Origin of the sequence: Providencia alcalifaciens, assembly GCF_020271745.1 — a bacterium.
Lineage (GTDB): Bacteria > Pseudomonadota > Gammaproteobacteria > Enterobacterales > Enterobacteriaceae > Providencia > Providencia alcalifaciens_B.
Genome location: NZ_CP084296.1, coordinates 689,750 through 706,707 on the forward strand (window position 1 = coordinate 689,750; position 16,958 = coordinate 706,707).

Annotated in this window: 23 protein-coding genes; 12 read left to right on the forward strand and 11 right to left on the reverse strand. The window is 44.2% G+C overall.

The genetic code is table 11. The annotated features are described in order from the left end of the window. Nucleotides 1–31 precede the first annotated feature (31 nt). From ibaG to mlaF, 6 genes are all read right to left on the reverse strand, one after another. A complete protein-coding gene (ibaG, locus tag LDO51_RS03060) occupies nt 32–286 on the reverse strand; it encodes a BolA family iron metabolism protein IbaG (protein ID WP_225576301.1) in 255 nt (84 codons plus the stop codon). 137 nt (nt 287–423) lie between these two features. Next, entirely contained in the window at nt 424–714 is a 291-nt protein-coding gene (gene mlaB / locus LDO51_RS03065) for a lipid asymmetry maintenance protein MlaB (RefSeq protein WP_225576302.1), read from the reverse strand. A gap of 1 nt (nt 715) precedes the next feature. Continuing rightward, nucleotides 716–1,345 carry a phospholipid-binding protein MlaC gene (gene mlaC, locus LDO51_RS03070; protein ID WP_225576303.1) on the reverse strand — a complete coding sequence of 210 codons (630 nt, stop codon included), beginning with the start codon at nt 1,343–1,345 and terminating at the stop codon, nt 716–718. Between the two features lie 35 nt (nt 1,346–1,380). Continuing rightward, nucleotides 1,381–1,908 (reverse strand): outer membrane lipid asymmetry maintenance protein MlaD, encoded by a 528-nt coding sequence (gene mlaD / locus LDO51_RS03075; RefSeq protein ID WP_225576304.1) that lies wholly within the window; start codon nt 1,906–1,908, stop codon nt 1,381–1,383. Nucleotides 1,909–1,911: 3 nt separating this feature from the next. Further along, nucleotides 1,912–2,694: a lipid asymmetry maintenance ABC transporter permease subunit MlaE gene (gene mlaE, locus LDO51_RS03080; RefSeq protein ID WP_225576305.1), complete on the reverse strand. Its 783-nt coding sequence runs from the start codon at nt 2,692–2,694 to the stop codon at nt 1,912–1,914. A 6-nt stretch (nt 2,695–2,700) separates the two neighbouring features. Further along, on the reverse strand, nt 2,701–3,504 hold the full coding sequence (gene mlaF / locus LDO51_RS03085; RefSeq protein ID WP_006659099.1) for a phospholipid ABC transporter ATP-binding protein MlaF: 804 nt from the start codon (nt 3,502–3,504) through the stop codon (nt 2,701–2,703). A 383-nt stretch (nt 3,505–3,887) separates the two neighbouring features. Between mlaF and kdsD the strand changes: the two genes are divergently transcribed. The 11 genes from kdsD to rnk all read left to right on the forward strand — a co-directional run bounded on the left by kdsD (nt 3,888) and on the right by rnk (nt 11,670). Then, nucleotides 3,888–4,856: an arabinose-5-phosphate isomerase KdsD gene (kdsD, locus tag LDO51_RS03090; protein WP_036956114.1), complete on the forward strand. Its 969-nt coding sequence runs from the start codon at nt 3,888–3,890 to the stop codon at nt 4,854–4,856. A gap of 28 nt (nt 4,857–4,884) precedes the next feature. Beyond that, a complete protein-coding gene (kdsC, locus tag LDO51_RS03095) occupies nt 4,885–5,445 on the forward strand; it encodes a 3-deoxy-manno-octulosonate-8-phosphatase KdsC (protein WP_225576306.1) in 561 nt (186 codons plus the stop codon). 16 nt (nt 5,446–5,461) lie between these two features. Beyond that, nucleotides 5,462–6,055 carry an LPS export ABC transporter periplasmic protein LptC gene (gene lptC / locus LDO51_RS03100; RefSeq protein ID WP_225576307.1) on the forward strand — a complete coding sequence of 198 codons (594 nt, stop codon included), beginning with the start codon at nt 5,462–5,464 and terminating at the stop codon, nt 6,053–6,055. After that, the gene (lptA, locus tag LDO51_RS03105; protein WP_036956111.1) at nt 6,039–6,596 is read left to right on the forward strand and encodes a lipopolysaccharide ABC transporter substrate-binding protein LptA; all 558 of its coding nucleotides are present in this window, start codon (nt 6,039–6,041) and stop codon (nt 6,594–6,596) included. Before lptC ends, lptA begins: the two co-directional genes overlap by 17 nt. Nucleotides 6,597–6,601: 5 nt before the next feature. After that, nucleotides 6,602–7,327, forward strand: a complete 726-nt coding sequence (gene lptB, locus LDO51_RS03110) for an LPS export ABC transporter ATP-binding protein (RefSeq protein ID WP_036956110.1) — start codon at nt 6,602–6,604, stop codon at nt 7,325–7,327. Between the two features lie 133 nt (nt 7,328–7,460). Continuing rightward, the gene (gene rpoN, locus LDO51_RS03115) at nt 7,461–8,906 is read left to right on the forward strand and encodes an RNA polymerase factor sigma-54 (RefSeq protein ID WP_225576308.1); all 1,446 of its coding nucleotides are present in this window, start codon (nt 7,461–7,463) and stop codon (nt 8,904–8,906) included. A gap of 23 nt (nt 8,907–8,929) precedes the next feature. After that, on the forward strand, nt 8,930–9,217 hold the full coding sequence (hpf, locus tag LDO51_RS03120) for a ribosome hibernation promoting factor (protein WP_006659090.1): 288 nt from the start codon (nt 8,930–8,932) through the stop codon (nt 9,215–9,217). 88 nt (nt 9,218–9,305) lie between these two features. After that, nucleotides 9,306–9,773, forward strand: a complete 468-nt coding sequence (ptsN, locus tag LDO51_RS03125) for a PTS IIA-like nitrogen regulatory protein PtsN (protein ID WP_225576309.1) — start codon at nt 9,306–9,308, stop codon at nt 9,771–9,773. Nucleotides 9,774–9,935: 162 nt separating this feature from the next. Continuing rightward, complete coding sequence (gene rapZ, locus LDO51_RS03130) at nt 9,936–10,790, forward strand: RNase adapter RapZ (RefSeq protein WP_036956106.1); 855 nt, start codon at nt 9,936–9,938, stop codon at nt 10,788–10,790. Continuing rightward, nucleotides 10,787–11,059 carry a PTS phosphocarrier protein NPr gene (gene npr / locus LDO51_RS03135; RefSeq protein WP_225576310.1) on the forward strand — a complete coding sequence of 91 codons (273 nt, stop codon included), beginning with the start codon at nt 10,787–10,789 and terminating at the stop codon, nt 11,057–11,059. Before rapZ ends, npr begins: the two co-directional genes overlap by 4 nt. Nucleotides 11,060–11,259: 200 nt before the next feature. Further along, nucleotides 11,260–11,670: a nucleoside diphosphate kinase regulator gene (rnk, locus tag LDO51_RS03140; protein WP_006659086.1), complete on the forward strand. Its 411-nt coding sequence runs from the start codon at nt 11,260–11,262 to the stop codon at nt 11,668–11,670. 117 nt (nt 11,671–11,787) lie between these two features. On the opposite strand, the gene pmbA is transcribed toward rnk, so the two are convergent. Further along, on the reverse strand, nt 11,788–13,128 hold the full coding sequence (gene pmbA / locus LDO51_RS03145; RefSeq protein ID WP_225576311.1) for a metalloprotease PmbA: 1,341 nt from the start codon (nt 13,126–13,128) through the stop codon (nt 11,788–11,790). A 183-nt stretch (nt 13,129–13,311) separates the two neighbouring features. On the opposite strand from pmbA, the gene yjgA reads away from it, so the two are divergent. Further along, nucleotides 13,312–13,857: a ribosome biogenesis factor YjgA gene (gene yjgA / locus LDO51_RS03150; protein WP_036956102.1), complete on the forward strand. Its 546-nt coding sequence runs from the start codon at nt 13,312–13,314 to the stop codon at nt 13,855–13,857. Between the two features lie 72 nt (nt 13,858–13,929). Here the strand turns inward: yjgA and LDO51_RS03155 are convergent, their stop codons facing one another. The 4 genes from LDO51_RS03155 to tldD form a co-directional block, all read right to left on the reverse strand. Continuing rightward, complete coding sequence (locus LDO51_RS03155; protein WP_225576312.1) at nt 13,930–14,493, reverse strand: RBBP9/YdeN family alpha/beta hydrolase; 564 nt, start codon at nt 14,491–14,493, stop codon at nt 13,930–13,932. Between the two features lie 62 nt (nt 14,494–14,555). Next, nucleotides 14,556–14,864 carry a barstar family protein gene (locus LDO51_RS03160; protein ID WP_225576313.1) on the reverse strand — a complete coding sequence of 103 codons (309 nt, stop codon included), beginning with the start codon at nt 14,862–14,864 and terminating at the stop codon, nt 14,556–14,558. Nucleotides 14,865–14,876: 12 nt separating this feature from the next. Then, entirely contained in the window at nt 14,877–15,407 is a 531-nt protein-coding gene (locus LDO51_RS03165; RefSeq protein WP_225576314.1) for a ribonuclease domain-containing protein, read from the reverse strand. Between the two features lie 93 nt (nt 15,408–15,500). After that, nucleotides 15,501–16,946: a metalloprotease TldD gene (tldD, locus tag LDO51_RS03170; RefSeq protein WP_225576315.1), complete on the reverse strand. Its 1,446-nt coding sequence runs from the start codon at nt 16,944–16,946 to the stop codon at nt 15,501–15,503. Between the last annotated feature and the right edge of the window lie 12 nt (nt 16,947–16,958).

Consider the following 16,958-nt stretch of genomic DNA (forward strand, 5'->3'; position numbering starts at 1 on the left):
TTTTACAAACTGTTCGCTTACATTTTCAAACTTATAGGCCACTCAGCTTACGATCTCTCTCCCACTGCGCTGGGGTATAGGTTTTGATTGAAAGCGCATGAATTCGGTTGTCCGCAATATATTCCATTAACGGCGCATAGACTGCTTGCTGCTGCTTAACACGGCTCATGCCGTCAAAAAGGCTGCCAACAGCGATAACTTGAAAATGACTGCCATCGCCATTCACTATCACTTCATCCAGTGACAGCTTTTCCATTAAGACTTGTTTGATTTCGTTGGTATCCATAATGACTCAATTTTGTAATTAATTATGATAATAAATATAGCCATCTATCCTAAAGGATTCAGCTTAACACTTAAACTAAAGAAAACGCTTCTGGCGTATAAAAACACGCAGAAGCGCTATTTTTTACATAACTTGACTTAATCCATCAGTAGGGGTTTTACCCCGTACAGTTCCATCAAGGTATTCAAATTATCGCTTACACCAACAATGCTAAAACCACGCTGCTGGGATTGATACTCACCTTTTAAGCGTACTAGCATTGCCAATCCGGTAGAATCCACATGGGTTAAAGCAGAAACATCAATTTGCTCAACTTGAGTCAATAGTGCTTGGCGCTTATCCCAAAATTCAACCAGAGAATCGCGATTTAAAATACCGGAAAAAGCCAATGTTTTGTTATTTTTCGTCCAAGATAACAGACTACTCATCTTAATGGCTCTCTTCTAACGTAATCGGCACCTGAGCACTACGTTGTAATTGAGCTGTCAATCCATCAATACCTTGTTTACGCAGAATATCACCCCACTCATTTTGCTTGGTGGTGATCATACTCACGCCTTCTGCAATCATGTCATACGCCTGCCAGTAACCTGTTTTACTGTTTTTACGCCATTGGAAATCCAAACGTACTGGAGGGCGACCATTAGTGTCATTGATGGTCACACGGATAGCGACAATGTTTTTGTCGCCAATCGGCTGTTCAGGGGCGATGGTGTACGTTTGACCGTGATACATTGCCAGCGCTTGACCGTAAACTTGCTCAAGATAAGACTCAAATGCTTTAAAATACGCATCACGCTGCGCTGGGGTAGCATTTTTATAATAAGTCCCTAATACCAACGCGCCCGCATATTTAATTTGCACATATGGCAGTAACTCTTCACGCACGATAGTACGTAAGTAATCTGGGTTTTGTTTGATTTGAGGCTGCTGTGCTTTTAAGCGATCGAAGGTTTTCGCTGCGGCTTCTTCCATAAGCTTATACGGGTTAGTTTGGTCAATCGCCATCGCAAATGGTGCAACCACTAACATAGCTATCATTATTAAACGTTTAAACATAATTCATTCCTTTTAAGTTCACAGGGAATTACAACTTAGTGAGCAACAGGCTCTAATGGAGCTGCAACATGTTGTGCAGGCGCAGCCCCTTGGCTATCACCACTCTTATACAAGAATTGACCAATTAAATCTTCCAGCACCATAGCGGGTTTGGTATCTTCTAAGCGACTGCCATCTTTTAACATCGCAATCCCCATATCTTCATCATAAGGACCGATATTCATCGCTATATACTGTTCACCAAGTAGGCCTGAGGTACGAATTGATAGTGAACTAGAATCAGGAATGTTGTCGTATTCACTGAGTAAATCGATTTGAACATCAGGAATATAGTTCTTTTTATCTAAAGAAATATTCGCGACCCGTCCCACAACAACGCCACCAACTTTGATTGGAGAGCCAACTTTTAAGCCACCCACGTTTTCAAAAGAGGCGGAAACTCGGTAAGTTGACTGACTACCAATTGATTGTAAATCCGCCACTTTTAAGCAGAGAAACACAATTGCGGCGATCGCCAGCAACATAAAACAACCCACCCATATTTCACTTTTTTTACTTTGCATGACTTAGTTCCCAAACATCAGTGCTGTCAGTACGAAATCTAACCCTAGAACCGATAATGATGCATGCACAACCGTTTTAGTCGTTGCACGGCTAATTCCTTCCGAGGTTGGAATCGCATCATAACCATTAAATAGTGCAATCCACGTTACCGTGATTGCAAAGACTAAACTCTTGATAAAACAGTTCACTAAATCCAGTCGCCACTCGACAGAAGACTGCATGGATGACCAGAAGAAACCCGGGTCAATCCCTTTCCAATCCACACCGACAATGGCCCCACCAATAATACCGACGGCGACAAAGATCAGTGATAACAGCGGCATGCTAATGAACCCAGCCCAAAATCTTGGGGCGATAACACGGCGCAGAGGATCCACCGCCATCATCTCTAAACTCGAAATTTGCTCAGTGGCTTTCATCAAACCAATTTCTGCGGTTAATGCCGAGCCCGCTCGTCCCGCAAACAACAGCGCCGTGACCACAGGCCCCAGTTCGCGTAATAATGAAAGCGCCACCATCATGCCAAGGCTGGCTTCTGCACTGAACGTCGTCAGTACCAAATAACCTTGTAAGCCGAGCACCATGCCGATAAACAGGCCAGACACTGCTACAATGAGTAGAGACTGAACCCCTACCGAATAAAGCTGTTTAACTAACAACGGCCACTGCTTGCCAAACTCAGGTTTGCCAAATAGTGCGCCAAATAATAGATAGCCTGCTCGACCAAAAGCCGCAAATGTTTCAATCCATCGACGTCCGAAGGCAGCAATCGCCTTAATTATCATGTTCATTTACCCTAATAAATCAGCCGAATAGTCATTGGCAGGAAAGCGGAATGGCACTGGGCCATCAGCAATACCATCCATAAACTGTCTGACGCGCGGATCTTGGTTTTCGCGCAACTCTTCCCCGGTTCCTTTCGCAATAACATGTTGCTGCGCCACAATATAAGCTTTATCGGCAATACTTAGTACTTCAGGAACGTCATGGGAAACCACCACGCAGGTTACCCCTAACGCTTGGTTGAGTTCATCAATCAGTTTGACCAAAACCCCCATCGTGATTGGGTCTTGCCCCACAAACGGCTCATCAAACATAATCAAGTCAGGATCCAGAGCAATCGCTCTTGCCAGCGCCGCACGGCGTGCCATTCCCCCTGACAGTTCTGATGGCATTAATTTTGCAGCTCCGCGTAACCCCACCGCCTCTAATTTCATCATCACCGTCGTATGAATTAATGATTCCGGTAAATTTGTGTGCTCACGCAAAGGAAAAGCGACATTATTGAAAACGTCCATATCGGTAAACAAGGCACCTGACTGGAATAACATGCTCATTTTTTTACGTGATTGGTATAACTTAGAACGAGACAGCGCAGGAATATTATCCCCATCAAACCAAATTTCCCCTTCTTCGGGGCGCAGTTGTCCGCCAATCAGTCTGAGTAATGTGGTTTTACCAATCCCTGAAGGCCCCATAATCGCAGTAATTTTACCACGAGGCACAGTTAGGTTAATATTTTCGAATATTTTCCTATTTCCCCGTGTAAATGACATGTTTTTGACTTCGATTAAGTTCTCTGTCTGTGCTTGCATCGTTTAATAGCTCGTTATAGGTCAAACTATGATTCTGCCTAAATAAATTCAGGATTTTACAGAAACATAAACCAAATAGTATTAACTAATATTTTACCTAATTAATAGAAGATAGCTCTTAGAAATTTATATATCCAACCATAAGAGTAAGAGAATTAAAAAAATTTTTTTTGGGCATCGGTGCGGTTAAACCATAAAAAGCTCTTTTGAGCTCAAATCGCTAATAGAGACTTATAATCATGACATTCATAAAAGCTGAGAGACAAAATACTTACCGATACTAAGTATTCGTTATACAATCCAATTTCTCTTTTTTGATCTAACCGAAACTTTGGATCCAACCGACACTTTTGATTCACCCGAAAACACCCATGGAATTAGACATGTCAAATATCGATTTTCAGAAAGTAGGTAAAGAAGTTCTCCATATCGAACGCGAAGGTCTGAAAAACCTAGAACAATATATTAATCATGACTTTGACCTTGCTTGCCAGCAAATCTTTGCTTGTCAGGGGAAAGTGGTCGTTATGGGGATGGGAAAATCAGGACATATTGGACGAAAAATTGCGGCGACGCTTGCCAGCACAGGAACGCCTTCATTTTTCGTGCACCCCGGAGAAGCCAGCCATGGCGATTTAGGGATGATCTCCAATAAAGACGTTGTATTAGCTATTTCGAACTCTGGTGAATCAGGGGAAATTTTAGCTCTACTGCCCGTGTTAAAGCGAATCAAAGTCCCACTGATCTGCATGACTAATAACCCAGACAGTAACATGGGCAAATATGCAGATATCCACTTATGCATAAAGGTACCGCAAGAAGCCTGCCCGCTAGGTTTGGCGCCAACGACAAGTACCACGGCAACATTAGTGATGGGCGATGCGTTAGCCATTGCACTATTAACCGCCCGCGGCTTCACCGCTGATGATTTTGCGCTATCGCATCCCGGGGGCGCACTTGGGCGCAAACTTTTACTCTTAGTTCGTGATTTAATGAGTACCGGTGACGATGTCCCTCACATTCCGAAAAGTGCCACGTTACGCGAAGCCCTTGTGGAAATTACCCGTAAAAAGCTGGGTATGACTGTCATTTGTGATGACGACATGAATATTCAAGGGATTTTCACAGATGGGGATTTACGCCGCATTTTTGATATGGGCATCGACCTCAACAATGCCAAAATTGCCGATTTAATGACGCCTGGCGGTATTCGAGTCGCGCCGGGCATGCTAGCTGTTGAAGCGCTGAACCTGATGCAATCTCGCCATGTTACTTCATTATTAGTGGCGGATGGCGACCAATTAGTGGGTGTTCTCCATATGCACGACCTACTGCAAGCGGGTGTGGTATAAGTCGAAAAGTATACGTAAAGGAAATAGAATGAGCCCTAATTATCAGAATACTTGCTATGGGTCTGTAGCAAATTCTGTGATAGAAAAAGCGACCAAAATTAAACTACTTATCTGTGATGTCGATGGCGTGATGTCCGACGGTTTAATTTACATGGGGAATAATGGCGAAGAATTAAAAGCCTTTAATGTCCGCGATGGATATGGCATTCGCTGCCTATTAACCTCAGGAATTGAAGTTGCTATTATCACCGGACGCAAAGCTAAATTACTGGAAGACAGAGCCCTAACGTTAGGTATTACATATCTTTACCAAGGACAAAGCGATAAGCTTTTGGCGTATCGCGAACTGTTAGATAAACTACAACTAACAGAAGAGCAAACGGCTTACATTGGTGATGACCTCATTGACTGGCCTGTAATGGCAAAAGTTGGGTTATCTGTTGCGGTTGCTGATGCACACCCATTGTTATTACCTAAAGCAGACTATGTAACGCATATTGGTGGCGGAAAAGGTGCAGTACGTGAACTCTGCGACCTGATTCTGTTATCCCAAAATAAACTGGAAGAAGCTAAAGGCTTGTCGATTTAAAGAACAGATATCATTCATGAGCAACGCAAAAAAGTGGTTAATCACTGTTTTATCCCTCATTGCACTGGGGCTAATTGGTTGGAACTTTTCGGTTTACGATGACTCCAAACCATCGGCGGCAGAAATCAATGACGGGAAACCCAATTATCAAACTGATGATTCGGTAACTTTCGTCTATAATCCCGCAGGGGATTTAGCCTATAAACTCGCCGCGAGCAAAGTTGATAATTATACCGATGGAAAAATCACGTGGTTTACCAATCCGGTATTAACCACTTATAACGATGCGGGTACACCGACTTGGACGGTGAAATCCATTAAAGCAAGATTAACCAAAGAACGCGTGCTCTATCTGTATAGCGATGTTCAAGTTAACAGTTTGACCCCTGAGCCTCAAATTCAGCGTATTACTACAGATAATGCGGTGGTCAATCTAGTCACACAAGATGTTTCATCTGACGATAAAGTTACCATTATCGGACACGGGCTAAATTCAACGGGCTTAAAAATGAAGGGGAACCTTCGTACAAGAACTGCTGAATTAATTGAAGATGTTAAAACTCACTATGAGTTACAACCAAAAGAGCAACACAATGAATCAAGTAACTAAGAAAAGTTTTATTCAAGGGGCTATTGCAAGTGCAATTTTGGCTCTTAGCCTGCCGGCAATGGCACTGAAAACAGATACCCAACAACCGATGACCATTAACTCGGTTAAGCAATCTCTTGATTTAGAAAAAAATATCACCACATTTACTGATGACGTTGTTATCAAGCAAGGTTCCATTGATATTCGTGCCAACAAAGTTGTTGTGACTCGTCCAAGCAGCGATTCCGATAAAATCGTTATTGAAGCATTTGGTACGCCAGTGACTTTCTTCCAGTTACAAGACGATGGCAAGCCAATTAAAGGTCACGCATCCAAAGCGCGTTATGAAGTTGATCAGCAGTTGGTCACATTAACGGGTGATGCCTACCTTGAGCAGCTCGATAGCAATATCAAAGGCGATAAAATCACTTATGTGGTTCCAACGCAAAAAATGGAAGCGTTCAGCGATAAAGGCAAGCGCGTGACGACTGTCTTATTACCTGCCCAGTTACAAGAGAAAGGCCCAGCAGCGCAGGGTTCATCAACAAGTAAGAGTAAATAATTGTTATGGCAACACTAACCGCAGAGAATCTGGCGAAATCCTATAAAAAACGCAGCGTAGTCACTGATGTCAGCCTTGAGGTGAAATCAGGGGAAATCGTCGGTCTCTTAGGCCCTAACGGTGCGGGTAAAACGACCACTTTTTATATGGTAGTCGGCATTGTTCAGCGGGATGCTGGTAAAATTTTAATTGATGGGGAAGATATTAGCTTACTGCCTCTGCACGAGCGCGCTCGTCGTGGTATTGGCTATCTTCCTCAAGAAGCATCTATTTTCCGCCGCCTCAGTGTGTATGACAACCTGATGGCCGTGTTAGAAATTCGTCCAGACTTAACTTCAGAACAGCGCAAAGAGCGCGCTGAAGAGCTGATGGAAGAGTTCAGTATTACCCACCTGCGTGATAGCGTTGGTCAATCACTGTCTGGTGGTGAGCGTCGTCGTGTGGAAATTGCACGCGCCCTCGCTGCTAATCCCAAATTTATCCTGTTAGATGAACCGTTTGCTGGGGTTGACCCGATTTCCGTTTTGGATATCAAAAAAATCATCCAACACTTGCGCGACTACGGGCTCGGCGTATTAATCACCGACCATAACGTCCGTGAAACTCTCGATGTTTGTGAACGTGCTTACATTGTCAGCCAAGGGCACTTGATTGCTCACGGTTCGCCAGAGATGATCCTTGAAAATGAGCAAGTGAAACGCGTTTATTTGGGTGAAGGCTTTAGACTGTAGTTTGTAGACTGTAGTTTGTAGACTGTAGTTTGTAGACTGTAGTTTGTAGACTGTAGTTTGTAGACCATAGTTTTGCCTTGTTGGTTGTCATGATATTGGTTGTGTAAGTGGTAATGGAGAATAAAGCACATTCATGAAGCAAAGTTTGCAGCTCAGAATCAGTCAACAACTTGCAATGACACCTCAATTGCAACAGGCCATCCGTCTGTTGCAATTGTCCACACTTGAGCTTCAACAAGAAATTCAACTCGCCCTTGAAACCAACCCTCTGCTCGAACAAGAAGAGTCATCCTCTGAGCAAGAAAGTTCAGATAGCCTAAGCAACGATACTGACAGCAGCGAAATCGATACCAAAGATGCCCTCGAAAAAACGGATATGCCCGATGAGCTTCCGCTAGATGCTGATTGGGATGAAATCTATACGGCAGGCACCCCGTCAGGAACGAGCAACGACTACAGCTACGATGAACTTCCTGTTTACCAAGGGGAAACCACCCAAACACTGCAAGACTATCTCGTCTGGCAAGCGGATCTCACCCCGTTTACCGATACCGATCGCGCGATTGCGACCTCGATTATCGATTCAATTGATGATTCAGGCTATCTCACCAGTTCAATCAGCGAGATCCACGAAGGGATTGATAACCCCGATATCACCTTAGAAGAAGTGATTGCCGTTTTAAAACGTATTCAGCATTTCGACCCATTAGGGGTGGCGGCTCAGGATCTCAAAGAGTGTTTACTGATCCAGCTCTCCTTATACCCGAAAGAGACAATTGGCTTGCAAGAGGCTAGACTGATTATTAGTAATCATATTGATTTACTTGCAAATCGTGATTTTCGTCAATTGAGCAAACTTACCCGCTTAAAAGAAGATGCGCTGAAAACGGCCATTGACCTGATCCTTACGCTGAATCCCAAGCCAGGGCAGTCAATCAACACCGGTGAATCGGAATATGTTATTCCCGATGTGCTGGTGAAAAAAGTCGGTGGGCACTGGCAAGTTGAGTTAAATACAGATAGCATCCCTAAGTTAAGTATCAATAATCATTATGCTTCAATGGCAAATGATTCAGCCAGCGAAAGTGACACACAATATATTCGCAGTCACTTGCAAGATGCGAAATGGCTGATTAAAAGTTTAGAGAGCCGCCATGAAACATTACTTAAAGTGGCGACCTGTATTGTTGAGCAGCAACAAGAATTTTTTGAGTTAGGCGAAGAGTATATGAAACCGATGATTTTGGCAGACATTGCCTATCAGGTGGATATGCATGAATCGACTATCTCCCGTGTGACAACCCAGAAATTCCTGCATAGTCCACGAGGTATTTTTGAGTTGAAGTATTTTTTCTCCAGTCATGTGAGTACGGACACCGGAGGAGAGGCCTCCTCCACTGCGATTCGTGCACTGGTGAAGAAGCTGGTTGCTGCGGAAAACCCAGCAAAACCATTGAGTGACAGTAAATTGACGAGTATGCTGGCAGAGCAAGGTATACAAGTTGCTCGTCGAACTGTTGCTAAGTATCGTGAGTCATTATCTATTCCGCCATCAAATCAACGTAAACAGTTGGTTTAACCCAATAATATAAGGAAGATTGTATGGAATTTCAGATTACTGGACACAATATTGAAGTTACACCGGCATTGCGCGAAACGGTTGAGAAAAAACTCAAGAAATTAGAGCAATTGTTTGATCGTATTAACAGTATCCAAGTTGTTCTGAAAGTGGAAAAAGTTCAGCAAATTGCTGAAGCCACCCTGCAACTCAACGGTGCAGAACTTCACGCATCAGCGGAAGACGACGATATGTACGCGGCACTTGATTTACTCCTTGATAAGCTGTCACGCCAATTAACCAAACATAAAGAAAAACTGAGACAACACTAATACATTTAGCCAGTCGTTGACTGATTAATGTTCTGAACCAGATGGTGGAATACATCATCTGGTTTTGTAGTCCTAAGTGAATAATAAAATGAATAGTGATATAGAAATCCAATTAAGCGATGTTTTATCTGCCAGTTGCACACGTAATAATTTAGTTTGCACCAGTAAGAAGAGAGCATTAGAAATTATTAGTGAGTTAGCGGCCGCCGAGTTGGGATTACCGGAAAATACGGTATTTGAAGCGTTACTAACCAGAGAAAAAGTTGGCACCACAGGTATTGGTGGTGGGATTGCAATCCCTCATGGCAAACTCAGTGAAGGCGAAAGTGCACGCGCCGCTGGCGTGTTTTTACATTTAGAAGAGCCCATTGCGTTTGATGCGATTGATAACCAACCTGTTGATCTGCTTTTTGCATTACTTGTTCCATCGGATCAGTGTAAAACTCATTTACATACGTTGTCTCTTATCGCTAAAAAATTAGCGGATAAAACGTTCTGTAAGCGTCTGCGCAGCGCGCAAAGTGACGAAGAGCTATACCAGATTATCATTGGGTAAGTAATAACTGATATGTGTTGATGCCAGCCTAATGATATTGTTATGATTTCTTTCATTCGGCATCGTAAAACACCGCAAAATGCAAAATAATCAGACATGTGTGATCAGTGAGAAATCGATCATTAAGATATAAATCCTTAAGAGACAGAAGGGAGTTAGCTCATGGTGCTGATGATTGTCAGCGGCCGTTCCGGTTCGGGAAAATCCGTTGCCCTACGCGCGCTGGAAGATATGGGTTTCTATTGTGTGGATAACCTTCCGGTAGTCTTACTGCCGGAATTAGCTAATTCACTTGCCGATCGCAATATTTCTGCGGCCGTGAGCATTGATGTGCGTAATATGCCCGACAATCCAGAAGTGTTCGAAGAAGCGATTGATAAACTGCCATCAACCTTCTCGCCACAACTGCTGTTTCTGGATGCGGATCGCAACACATTAATTCGTCGTTACAGTGATACCCGTCGATTACACCCGCTTTCAAGTAAAAACTTATCCTTAGAAAGTGCTATCGATGAAGAAAACGAGCTATTAGAGCCACTACGCTCCCGCGCTGACTTGGTCATTGATACCTCCGAAATGTCAGTGCATGAATTAGCGGAAATGCTCAGAACTCGCTTAATGGGCAAACGCGAGCGTGAGCTGACCATGGTGTTTGAGTCCTTCGGTTTCAAACACGGCATCCCAATTGATGCCGACTACGTTTTCGACGTACGCTTCTTACCGAACCCGCACTGGGATCCCAAACTGCGACCAATGACCGGTTTAGATCGTCCTGTTGCGGCCTTCTTGGACAGACACACCGAGGTACATAACTTTATTTATCAAACTCGCAGCTATTTAGAGTTATGGCTACCGATGTTAGAAACCAATAATCGCAGCTATCTCACCGTCGCCATCGGCTGTACGGGGGGAAAACACCGTTCGGTGTATGTGGCAGAGCAGTTGGCTGATTATTTCCGCTCCCGTGGGAAAAACGTCCAGTCACGCCACAGAACGTTGGAAAAACGCAAGCAATGACCGTCAAAGCGACGATTACGCTGAAAAACCGTCTTGGTATGCATGCCAGACCAGCAATGCTTCTCTATGATTTAGTTAAACAATTTAACTCTAGAGTTATTTTAAAAAATGACAGTCAAATTGAGGCCGAGGCGGATAGCGTTATTGCGATGTTGATGTTAGACTCGGAACAAGGCAGTAAAATTGATATCGAGGTTAGCGGGCCCGATGAACATTTGGCGTTATCCGCAATCATTAAACTGTTTGAAAGTGGATTTGACGAAGAGTAGCCCAACTCATTGTGTCTTTACATCTTAGTGAACAGAACGATATACACGGTTTTACACGCATAGGCACCGAGTTCGTGATCCCGATCTCTTCCTTTTAACGCCTATAGCGCCTAATATTTTACATAATCTATTTTCTAGCAAACACCCCCTGCCTTCTGGGTGGGGGGTGTTTGCTTTGTACGTCCCTATTGGAGTGTGGTATGACAAAGCCAACAATTATTATCAATGATTTAGATGCAGAACGCTTAGATGCACTGATGGAGCAAGCCGCTTACGCGGGTACGCCTGTTGCTGAAGCACTAAACGACGAATTAGACCGCGCAGATATCGTCTCTCCACAAGAGATCCCTGCGGATGTGGTCACCATGAACAGTACTGTTCGTTTCTTAGATTTAATCAGTAACGAAGAGCGCACACGCACATTGGTTTATCCTGCCTCTCTCAAAGATAGTGCAGAACAACTGTCCGTGATGGCGCCAATCGGTGCAGCGTTATTAGGATTACATGTTAACGACGAAATTAGCTGGGCACTGCCAAACGGTGTAGAAACCCGTGTTCGTGTGTTAGAGATTGTTTATCAACCTGAAGCGGCTGGCGAGTTCCATCGCTAGTTGCGATGCTAAACAAGAGAAAGAAGACTAGCCGAAAAAAGTTTCCATCAAGAAACTGCCGTTAGTCTTCAGGCGGTATTCAGGCACTCAATTGAGTGCCTTTTTGCTATTTAGCGCTTATTGCCCTGCAATACTCATTTCAGGGATCAACACTGAACCGCACTGAATATTGCTGCGCGTTTCGATATCATCGGCGATAGTCACCATGTTCATCCACATATCCTTTAAATTACCCGCAATAGTAATTTCACTTACCGGATACTGAATCTCACCGTTTTCTACCCAAAAACCGGATGCCCCACGGGAATAGTCCCCCGTAATTCCACTCACACCCTGTCCCATCAGCTCAGTGACCACTAAACCTGTACCCATTTGCTTTAACAAAGCATCAAACGATAAGCCTTGACCCTCAATGCGCCAGTTATGGATCCCACCCGCATGACCCGTGCTTTGCAGACCCAGTTTACGCGCAGAATAACTGGTCATTAGCCATGTTTGCAAAATGCCATTTTCCACAATATTGCGCTCAGTGGTACGCACACCTTCACTGTCAAATGGGGATGAGGCTAAACCGCCCATTAAATGTGGCTGCTCATTGATGGTTAACCAGCTTGGTAAAATTTGTTTGCCAAGGCTATCCATTAAGAATGATGATTTACGATAAATGCTGCTGCCGCTGATAGCACCAACTAAATGACCAAATAACCCCGTCGCCACTTCTGAGGCAAAAATCACAGGGGCTTTCATGGTTGGTAATTTACGTGGTGATAAACGCGATAATGTACGACGGGCACACTCTTGGCCAACCCACTCAGGGGATTTCAATGCCTGCATACTGCGTGCGATAGTGTACGCATAATCGCGCTCCATCTCGCCATTTTGCTCGGCGATCACGCAGCTCGACATCGAATAACGGCTAGAGCTGTAGCTCTTTAATAGGCCTAAGGAGTTACCAAAGACACGGATACCATAGTGCCCATTGAAACTACCGCCTTCCGTATTCACAATGCGTGAATCTGCATTTAAAGCGGTCATTTCCGCAATCGATGCCAGCTTAATGGCTTCCTCGGGGGAAAGCTCCGTAGCTTGGAACAGGTTTAAATCCGGCGCATCAAATGCCAGTAATGATTTTTCAGCGGGGCCTGCACACGGGTCTTCGGAGGTGTAATTCGCAATATCAATCGCGGCTTGAACTGTACGCTCAATCGCTTCGTCGCTTAAATCCGTTGAAGATGCACTGCCTTTGCGCTGTTTATGGTAAACCGTGATACCGAGCGCCCCATCACTGTTAAATTCCACATTCTCCACGTCACCTTGGCGAGTGCTTACGCTAATGCCGGTGCTTTTATTGACTGCAACTTCAGCGCCATCACAACGGCTTTTGGCGAATTCCAATGCGTGGGCGACGGCTTGTTCTAATTGTTTACGTTGTTCGGCAACTTGTTCAGTAACACTCATGCATTTTATCCAATAAAGAGGGGAAAAGTGATTTTCTACCTCGACATATCAATGTCAGGTAGTCATAAGGGGGTTTTCCCAGTTACAATAGAGTTAATCTATAAATGTTAACACTCACAACGCCGTAAATCATGCTAATTACTCGTAATTACACGGCGGCGTTTAGTAAAAAGGAAAATCCCTATGGCCAAACAGCCTGAAGATTGGCTGGATGATATCCCAGCGCCCCAAGATGATGAGGACGATGAGATTATTTGGGTCAGCAAAAGCGAAATTAAACGCGATGCAGAGATCCTCAAAAAACTGGGGGCTGAACTTGTTGATTTAAGTAAAAGCGAGCTTGAACGCATCCCATTAGACACGCAATTACTTGAGGCTATCGAATTAGCGCAAAAAATTAAGCGTGAAGGCCGTCGTCGTCAATTACAGCTTATTGGTAAACTGCTACGTTCCCGTGAAGTTGAACCGATCACTGAAGCCCTCGATAAGCTGAAAAACCGCCATAACCAGCAAGTTGTCATTTTGCACAAGCTGGAAGATCTACGTAACCGTTTATTAGCCGATGGCGATGAAGTCATTGAAGAAGTCGTTGCGCTGTTCCCACAAACTGATCGCCAGCAACTGCGTGCATTAGTCCGTAATGCGAAGAAAGAGCGAGATGGGAATAAACCACCAAAAGCATTCCGCCAGATTTTCCAATATCTGAAAGAGCTTTCTGATAGCAACTGATTTCCAGGTTTTATTCAATAAAAATCCCCCTATGCGGCAAAACTCGAGTCAGTTCTAACATAGGGGGATTTTTTAATACCAAAATCGTAGAAGATTGAGTAACGCAGGAAGTCGAGTATAGCCTTCTCTACCAAGGAAATGCCCCGCACTTTCTACCATGGTGACAGAGGTTTTTAATGCCTCGGCTAACTCAATTGAAGCGTCTGGATCCACGACCCAATCATTGGAAGAAATAATCGAAGCTCGCTTATCGGTTATGCCAATCAACTTATTATAATCCAATGAAAACTGAGTATGTTCAGCCAAATCAGACAATGTATCCAGTGAACGATCAAACCCTGAAACTAGCACATAGCCGCCAATTTTAGCCCCTTCCGGCGCATTATTTTCTAGAAAACGTAATGCTGTAATGCAGCCTAAACTGTGCCCCACTAAAATAGTATTTTCATCAAACTGAATATTGGCATCGAGTAAACATTGCTGCCATTTTTGCGGATCAGGAGAGTTTGGTTCTGGTAATGCAGGCACATCAACCGTCGCTCCTAAAGCGTCTAATTCATTTTTTAACCAATTAAACCAATTATCATTCGGTGATGCGGTATAACCATGAACAATGACAATTCTTTTACCATTCACTTAATCGCCCTCAATATTAATCGCCACCAAAACATGGCTAAACGCAGAGTCATTGCGCAAATTTAGCATGAGGTTTGAGAAGCTTCATTCTCATTATTCGTGATATCTATAAGAAAAATAAACGTTTCATCCAGCTCCTCTTCGGCTTCATTCATCAATTCAATCACCGATGAAAATTGCGTACGTTGAGCAGCCTTTAAATGGCTAAAAATCAGCGTAACGGGTAACTCTATTTCCCCTGTAATCACATCCCATAACCCATCGAGATTATGACCAAACCATTTAGGAAGCGAGAACTGTTGCTGAAATTGCTGATAAAATGCCTCTAGGCTATTTATTTCACGAAAATCAAAAACGACGGTCTTGCTCATCGCTGCCCCCAATTATTTAACTTGTTGGAACGTTTTATAATGGTCTGTGCTGACAAAAATCATCCCATCAGAAGAATAGAGTAGACGATCTGCACCACGATGCCCGCAACGATAATTGATATCGGCTTCAAACCACTGGCGCCCATCAGCAATAGGCAGGCCTTTTTCACGGTTAGAAAAACGGTCGCCACCGATGGCTCTACCCGGTAAAACTTCACATAAATTCCCTTTTTTAGCATCCCAACCGGCTTCTCTTGCCTGTTTTTTCGTCATGTAAAATGCAGGAAGTTTTTGGTATTTTTCCATAAAACTGACCACATTGTTCTGAGCGGTCAGTTGATCAATGGTTTTTGGTGTTTCACTCGAGGTTATCGCTTCACGGGAAGGTGCTGCACTTGGTGTAGTTGGTGTACTTGGTATAGTTTGCGTCGTTGATGGTGTACCAGAAGACGGTTCAGGTGCAACCTGCTCGCCACCTTTAAAATACAGGCTAATCGCAATCAAAATTGCCATTAACACTAAGGAAATAATACGTTTATTCATAACGCCTCAATTATTTTTGCTGTGCGGATAAACAATCGCCCCAGTCACATTCGTAACTAGGGCGAATAAACAAAAGACTATCTTAACGTGTGATTACGCGGTGCCACCCACGGTCATTTTATCAAGTTTCAGTGTCGGCTGCCCCACACCTACTGGCACGCTTTGCCCTTCTTTACCGCAAACACCTACGCCTTTATCCAGCGCAAGGTCATTACCTACCATGGAAATTTGCTGCATAGCTTCAACACCAGAGCCAATCAAGGTCGCCCCCTTCACTGGCGAGGTAATTTTACCATTTTCAATTAAGTAAGCTTCAGAGGTTGAAAACACAAATTTACCCGATGTGATATCTACCTGCCCACCCCCGAAATTCGGCGCATACAACCCTTTTTCAACACTGGCAATGATCTCTTCCGGTGTTGATTCACCCGCTAGCATATAGGTATTTGTCATACGAGGCATTGGCAAATGAGCGTAAGATTCACGACGTGCATTTCCTGTTGGTGCCACGCCCATTAAACGCGCGTTATGCTTATCTTGAATATAGTTACGTAGAATTCCATTCTCAATCAACACATTGTATTGACCCGGAACCCCTTCATCATCAATCGCTAATGAACCGCGACGCCCAGCAATGGTGCCATCATCCACCACAGTACATAGGGAAGATGCGACTTGCTCACCCATTTTTCCTGAGAAAACAGAGGTACCACGACGGTTAAAGTCACCTTCCAAACCATGTCCCACGGCTTCATGAAGCAGAACGCCCGGCCAACCTGCACCTAATACTACAGGCATCATGCCAGCAGGCGCGGCAACTGCCGATAAGTTCACTAACGCCATGCGTACAGCTTCACGCGCATACTGCTCCGCAAGTACTTGTCCTTGATGGATTTCGAGAAAATATTCATAACCATAACGACCACCGCCACCGCTTGCTCCGCGTTCACGTTTGCCATCATGTTCCACCAGCACACTCACCGATAAACGCACCAGAGGGCGAATATCCGTCGCTAATGTGCCATCAGTTGCAGCGACTAACACTTGCTCATACACGCCAGTTAAGCTGGCATTTACTTCAATCACGCGAGGGTCTTCAGCCCGCGCCACTTGGTCAACACGATGCAGCAATTCAATTTTCTGCTCGCGCGGTAAGCTACGCAGAGGATCCGCTTCTGAATAGAGTTTTTTGTAGTCTACATTGGTTAAAATCTGTGACTTTCCAGCGCCTTGTTCAGTGACGATACTACGGGCTGCCGTTGCGCTTTGAGTTAGCGCTAGCAGTGAAATTTGGTCAGCATAGGCAAAACCCGTTTTTTCCCCCGTAATCGCTCGAACCCCAACACCTTGGTCAATATTGTAGGAGCCATCTTTAATGATTCGGTCTTCTAAAACCCATGATTCATGGTAGCTAGACTGAAAAAAGAGATCCCCATAATCAACACGGCGCTCAGATAGCAACCCTAAAATATCATACAGATTATCTTGACCAAGACCGTTGGCAGCCAGCAAATGTTCGCTGACAGAAGCTAAACTCATATTCGTCACTCT

Bases quoted from the DNA above. Each gene is read 5' to 3' on its own strand.
- mlaD (WP_225576304.1), bottom strand. From the start codon at position 1,908: ATGCAAAGTAAAAAAAGTGAAATATGGGTGGGTTGTTTTATGTTGCTG.
- LDO51_RS03165 (WP_225576314.1), bottom strand. From the start codon at position 15,407: ATGAATAAACGTATTATTTCCTTAGTGTTAATGGCAATTTTGATTGCG.
- yjgA (WP_036956102.1), top strand. From the start codon at position 13,312: ATGGCCAAACAGCCTGAAGATTGGCTGGATGATATCCCAGCGCCCCAA.
- lptA (WP_036956111.1), top strand. From the start codon at position 6,039: ATGAATCAAGTAACTAAGAAAAGTTTTATTCAAGGGGCTATTGCAAGT.
- pmbA (WP_225576311.1), bottom strand. From the start codon at position 13,128: ATGAGTGTTACTGAACAAGTTGCCGAACAACGTAAACAATTAGAACAA.
- lptB (WP_036956110.1), top strand. From the start codon at position 6,602: ATGGCAACACTAACCGCAGAGAATCTGGCGAAATCCTATAAAAAACGC.
- mlaE (WP_225576305.1), bottom strand. From the start codon at position 2,694: ATGATAATTAAGGCGATTGCTGCCTTCGGACGTCGATGGATTGAAACA.
- lptC (WP_225576307.1), top strand. From the start codon at position 5,462: ATGAGCAACGCAAAAAAGTGGTTAATCACTGTTTTATCCCTCATTGCA.
- rpoN (WP_225576308.1), top strand. From the start codon at position 7,461: ATGAAGCAAAGTTTGCAGCTCAGAATCAGTCAACAACTTGCAATGACA.
- ibaG (WP_225576301.1), bottom strand. From the start codon at position 286: ATGGATACCAACGAAATCAAACAAGTCTTAATGGAAAAGCTGTCACTG.
- kdsD (WP_036956114.1), top strand. From the start codon at position 3,888: ATGTCAAATATCGATTTTCAGAAAGTAGGTAAAGAAGTTCTCCATATC.
- kdsC (WP_225576306.1), top strand. From the start codon at position 4,885: ATGAGCCCTAATTATCAGAATACTTGCTATGGGTCTGTAGCAAATTCT.
- tldD (WP_225576315.1), bottom strand. From the start codon at position 16,946: ATGAGTTTAGCTTCTGTCAGCGAACATTTGCTGGCTGCCAACGGTCTT.
- rnk (WP_006659086.1), top strand. From the start codon at position 11,260: ATGACAAAGCCAACAATTATTATCAATGATTTAGATGCAGAACGCTTA.
- mlaC (WP_225576303.1), bottom strand. From the start codon at position 1,345: ATGTTTAAACGTTTAATAATGATAGCTATGTTAGTGGTTGCACCATTT.
- hpf (WP_006659090.1), top strand. From the start codon at position 8,930: ATGGAATTTCAGATTACTGGACACAATATTGAAGTTACACCGGCATTG.
- LDO51_RS03160 (WP_225576313.1), bottom strand. From the start codon at position 14,864: ATGAGCAAGACCGTCGTTTTTGATTTTCGTGAAATAAATAGCCTAGAG.
- rapZ (WP_036956106.1), top strand. From the start codon at position 9,936: ATGGTGCTGATGATTGTCAGCGGCCGTTCCGGTTCGGGAAAATCCGTT.
- ptsN (WP_225576309.1), top strand. From the start codon at position 9,306: ATGAATAGTGATATAGAAATCCAATTAAGCGATGTTTTATCTGCCAGT.
- mlaB (WP_225576302.1), bottom strand. From the start codon at position 714: ATGAGTAGTCTGTTATCTTGGACGAAAAATAACAAAACATTGGCTTTT.
- npr (WP_225576310.1), top strand. From the start codon at position 10,787: ATGACCGTCAAAGCGACGATTACGCTGAAAAACCGTCTTGGTATGCAT.
- mlaF (WP_006659099.1), bottom strand. From the start codon at position 3,504: ATGCAAGCACAGACAGAGAACTTAATCGAAGTCAAAAACATGTCATTT.